A 3,488-nucleotide genomic window follows, 5' to 3' on the forward strand; every position below is an offset into this window, starting at 1 on the left:
GCCGGCCGAGCCCGCCGTCCAGCTCGCGGGCCCCGGTGGCCAGGCGGAACAGCCCGCCGCGCAGCTGCTCGGCCCCGGTCGCCGCGTCGCCGAGACCGTCGCGCAGCTCGGCGCTGCCGTCGGCGAGGGTGCCCAGCCCGGCCGCCAGCTCGTCGACCTTGCTCCGCGCGGCGGCCACGTCGTCGGCCAGGTGCGGCGCCGCGGCGGCGATCTGCCGCGCCGTGGCGGCCACCGCGCTCATCCGCTCGCGCAGCGCGGTCAGGTCGGCCTGGTCGAGACCACCGACCACCGCCCGCGCCGCCTCGACTCCGGCCACCGCGGCCGCCCTCGCGGCGACGACGTCCGGATCGTCGGCCAACTCCGGGTGCGCGGCGACCAGTGCGTCGAGCCGATCGCGCACCACCTGGGCCTGGGCCTGGGCCTTCTGCGCACGCTGCGGCAGAGCATCCAGGCCGTCGGCGAGCGCCTGCGCCCCGTCGGCGATGGCCGTCGCCGACCGCTCGATCCGCTCGGCGTTCTCCCGCAGGACCGGCTCGATCCTCGCGGCCGCACCGTCCACCCTGCTGGCCACCGCGCGGGTCGCCGTCGCGGCCCGGGCGGTGCCGTCGGCGAGCTGCGCGGCGCCGGTCCGCAGTTGATCCAGCCCGGTGGCCAACTCGTCGGCACCCCGCGCGCTCGCGTCCAGGCCGGCGGAGAGCCGGCCGGCCCCGGCGGCGGAGCTGTCCAACCCGTCGGCAACCTGCCCGGCACCGTCGGCCGAGCTGTCCAACCCGTCGGCGATCCGACCCGCGCCCGCCTCGGAGCTGCCCAGCCCGTCGGCGAGCTGACCGGCGCCATCGGCGGCCCGACCCGTCTCGGCCTTGGCATCGGTGAAGCCCACCAGCATCCGGGCGAAGTAACCGGACGCGGCGCTCTCCGCCGCGGCGGCCCGGATCTCGCTGAACGCCGAACGGGCGAGCAGACCCGACAGATAGTTGGTGGCGTCGTCGTTGACCACCTTCAGCTCGCCCCGATGGGCCGGCTGGCCGGGCTCGGGGCTCGCGGCGAGCGTCGCCGAGAAGTCCGCCGGAATGGAGAACACCAGGTGGTACCGGCCGCTGCGCAACCCCGCGTCGGCGTCCTCGGCATCGGTGACCTGCCAGCCGAACACCCGGCGGTCGATCAGCTCGTCGGTCAGGTCCTGCCCGGCGTGCACCACCGACCCGTCGCTGGCCGTCGCCGGCCGGTCGGCGTTCACCAGGGCGACCGGAATCCGGTCCATCTTTCCGTACGGATCCCAGAAGGCGTAGAGGTAGAGCGCCCCGTACAGCAGCGGCACGACGGTCAGCACGGCCAGCGCGGCGCGCGGCAGCCGGCCCCGGGTCATCCGGCGCAACTCGAACCAGGCCAGTCGGACAACACTCATCGGTTCACCTCGGTGTACTGGTCGGCAGCAGCGGTTACTCGTGGGCCCAGTCGGTGCACGATCGACGGCGAATGCGGTTCCACCTCGCGGGCGGTCACCACCACCGCGATGCCCCGGTCGGTCAGCCGACCGAGAAGGTCCCAGAGCAGGGCACGGTCCGCACCGTCCGTACCCGCGTCGATGTCGTCGGCGAGGATCAACCCCGGCCCCGCGAGGGTGGCGAGCACCAGCCCGAGTATCTGGCGCTGCACCGGGGTCAGGTCCCGTCCTCGGCTGGCCGGGTCGAGCGGGACGTCCGTGCCCAGTCCGGCGCCTTCGATCACGGCGGCGACCGCGTCCCGCCGGCCCTGCCTCGGCGACCGGCGCCGGCCAGTCGGTCGACCGCCCACCGTGCCGTACCCGAAGAACCCGCGACGGCCCGTCGACCTTCGGTCGCGTCCGCCCCCGCCTTCGCCTCCGCCTTGGCCTTGGCCTTCGCCCCCGCCTTGGCCTTCGCCTTGGCCTTCGCCTTCGCCTTCGGCAGGGTCGGCAAGCTCGGCAGCGTCGGCAAGCTCGGCAGCTGCGAACTCGCCTGCCGCACCCGGACGAAGGGCCGTCGGCCCGGCACGGTCAGCTCGCCGCCCGAGCAGCGACAGTCGTTCCGAGATGTGCTCGGCGACCGTCAGCTCCGGGTCGTGCTCGTGCACCCCGGCCACCTGACCGAGCGCCGCCACCGCACGGAGCTCCAACTGCCCTTCGCTCGTGGGGAAGCGGTTCGCCAGGGCGAGAAGCAGAGAGGTCCGTCCGCTACCGGGGGCCCCGACGATCGCGTGCAGCTCACCCGCGTTGACCGCAAGGTCGACACCCCGAAAAACCCACCCCCGAGAGGTACGCAGGCCAAGACCCCTCGCCTCGACGACCACCACGCCCACCCCGATCACTGTACTGACTAGTCAGTCTAAAAACATGACCCAGCATAGGCGTGATGGTCGGGTTCGCGCCCGTCTGGGACGCGTGATCCCGGTCATCACGGGAGCGTGGATGCGAGCCACACGGCCGGCTCCGCCGCTCCGGCTTGATCAACACGAGATCGGCGATGTCGGGGTATCAACCCGCCCCGGACACCCCGACATCGGCGATCCCGAGTCGATCACCGCCCGCACGCACCCTGTCGACGGCGTCCACCGCCCCGAATGGGCGGGATGTCCGTTTCCGAGAGACCGTCGGGGCGGGATGTCCGGTCTGGGGGGCCGTCGTGTGGCGGGACATCCGTTGCCGGAGGGCCGTCGGTGCGGGATGTCCGTTTCGGGGGGCTGCTGGGGTGTGACCGGTCGCATCCGTGGGCTGGAATCGTGGCGGGCCGGGGGTCGTTACATACCCTGACGATCGCAGGACCACGGCCAGCCGCCCCGCCCGCTCGACCGGCGGGGGAATGGCCGGCCGGGCCGGGTCGTTGCAGACCCCCGAACGACCGTGGGCTCGCCCCCGGGTCCGCTATTCGGCCCCGGCGAGGGCCCGGGAATGACCCCGGCCCGACGGTCGTTACACACGGTCCCGGCGCCACGAGCCCCCGCTCGTAGGCCGCCGCCCCCGGCGCCACGAGCGATCAGCCCGTAGGCCGCCCCCAAGCTTTCCCCGCTTGATAGTGCAGCGCCCGACGAGGTGCTCACACCCGCGCCACCGCTTCCCCCGAACGGTGCGCAGGTGTTCCTACCCCCGAAGGAGCTACCCCCATGAACACGATCTTCCGTAAGAGCATGCTGTCTGTTGCTGGTCTCGCGTTCGCCGGTGGTGTCTTCGCCGGCCCGATCGCCGCCCACGCCAACCCCGTCGATGCGAAGCCCGTCGCCGCCGTGCAGACGGCGGTGTCGAAGCCGCAGGGCGACCAGTCGCACATCGGCCTGAACGGCGAGCAGACGGCCAACGCCAAGGCGATCATCGCCGCGACGAAGAAGGCCGGCCTGCCCGAGCGGGCCGCGGTCATCTCGATCGCGACGAGCCTGCAGGAGTCGAAGCTGGAGAACCTCGGCCACCTCGGCGACATGAACGACCACGACTCGCTGGGCCTGTTCCAGCAGCGCCCCTCCTCCGGTTGGGGCACGCC

The 3,488-nt window shown here is 73.2% G+C and carries 2 protein-coding genes and 1 pseudogene; 1 reads left to right on the forward strand and 2 read right to left on the reverse strand.

All coding sequences use genetic code 11. The features are described from left to right. Positions 1-1,405 (reverse strand): YhgE/Pip family protein (locus ABZU46_RS31370; RefSeq protein WP_354863313.1); only part of this gene is annotated, 1,405 nt, incomplete at its 3' end. Next, entirely contained in the window at positions 1,402-2,316 is a 915-nt protein-coding gene (locus tag ABZU46_RS31375) for an ATP-binding cassette domain-containing protein (RefSeq protein WP_354863314.1), read from the reverse strand. The genes ABZU46_RS31375 and ABZU46_RS31370, both read right to left, overlap by 4 nt. Positions 2,317-3,117: 801 nt before the next feature. On the opposite strand from ABZU46_RS31375, the pseudogene ABZU46_RS31380 reads away from it, so the two are divergent. Then, positions 3,118-3,488 (forward strand): annotated as a pseudogene (locus ABZU46_RS31380) (hypothetical protein); the annotation flags it as partial.

It is taken from the genome of Micromonospora sp. NPDC005197 (assembly GCF_040608295.1).
Lineage (GTDB): Bacteria > Actinomycetota > Actinomycetes > Mycobacteriales > Micromonosporaceae > Micromonospora.